Raw genomic sequence first — 1,202 nt, forward strand, 5'->3', positions numbered from 1 at the left:
GCGGACAGGGAGGCGGGCGCATGACCGGCGAGGAGGCGGCGCGCCTGCACGACCTGACCGGCCGTGTGGCCCTGGTCACCGGAGCGGCCCGCGGCATCGGGGCGGCGTACGTGCGGATCCTGCACGACGCCGGGGCGCACGTCGTGATCACCGACGTGCTGGAGGCCGAGGGCCGGGCGCTGGCCGGCGAGCTGGGGGAGCGGGCCCGGTTCGCGCACCTGGACGTGACCGACGAGGACGCCTGGGAGCGCGTCGTGGGTGGGGTGACGGGCGAGCTCGGGGGCGTGGACGTGCTGGTCAACAACGCGGGTATCGCGAACGCCGCCCCGATCGAGCACTTCACGCTCGCCAAGTGGAACGCCGTCATGGCGGTCAACGCCACGGGCGTGTTCCTGGGCTGCCGCGCGGTGGTGCCGACGATGAAGGCCGCCGGGCGGGGCTCGATCATCAACGTCTCCTCGGTCGAGGGGCTGCGCGGCAGCCGCAGCCTGCACGGGTACACCGCCTCCAAGTTCGCGGTGCGGGGACTGACCAAGTCGCTCGCCGTCGAGCTCGGCCCCGCCGGGATCCGGGTCAACTCGGTGCACCCCGGCCTGGTGCTGACCGAGATGAGCACGCGCATCGACCCGGAGGCGCTGATCATCCCGCTCGGCCGCCCGGGCGTGCCCGCCGACCTGGCCGGGACCGTTCTCTTCCTCGCGAGCGAGGCGTCCGCCTGGATCACCGGCCAGGAGATCGTGGTCGACGGCGGCATGACGAGCGGGATCCCGCACCGGTAGACCCGCGGCCGGCCGGTCGCGGGCGCGCTCCGCCCCCAACAAACCGGCCGGTCGGTTTCTCTTGCCCACCCACCCATCCGACACGACGAGGTGCCGATGACGACGACGAGCAGCACAGCAGACCCGCCCCGGCTGGAGGTGTCGGGCCTCACGGTGACGTTCGGGGGCCTGACCGCCCTGAGCGACGTGTCCTTCTCCGTGGCCGACGGCGAGACCGTCGCGCTGATCGGCCCCAACGGCGCGGGCAAGACCACGGTCTTCAACGCCGTGTGCGGCCTGGTGCGCGCCCGGCGCGGCCGGGTCCGGGTGGACGGGCGGCCCGCGCCGTCGTCCGCCACCGCGCTGGTGGGAGCCGGGATCTCCCGGACCCTGCAGGGGCTGGGGCTCTTCGACCGCCTCACCGTGCTGGAGAACGTGCTCGTG

At 74.0% G+C, this 1,202-nt stretch carries 2 protein-coding genes; both read left to right on the forward strand.

What is annotated here, in order from left to right; all coding sequences use genetic code 11:
- Window positions 1–20 precede the first annotated feature (20 nt).
- Complete coding sequence (locus tag PROKR_RS16320) at window positions 21–779, forward strand: glucose 1-dehydrogenase (RefSeq protein ID WP_036964756.1); 759 nt, start codon at window positions 21–23, stop codon at window positions 777–779.
- 96 nt (window positions 780–875) lie between these two features.
- Window positions 876–1,202: ATP-binding cassette domain-containing protein (locus PROKR_RS16325; RefSeq protein ID WP_036964758.1), on the forward strand; the 327-nt coding region annotated here is incomplete at its 3' end.

This window comes from Promicromonospora kroppenstedtii DSM 19349, from assembly GCF_000515355.1.
GTDB lineage: Bacteria > Actinomycetota > Actinomycetes > Actinomycetales > Cellulomonadaceae > Promicromonospora > Promicromonospora kroppenstedtii.

Excerpts from the sequence above, each read along its gene's own strand:
- PROKR_RS16320 (WP_036964756.1), top strand. The coding sequence starts at position 21 with ATGACCGGCGAGGAGGCGGCGCGCCTGCACGACCTGACCGGCCGTGTG.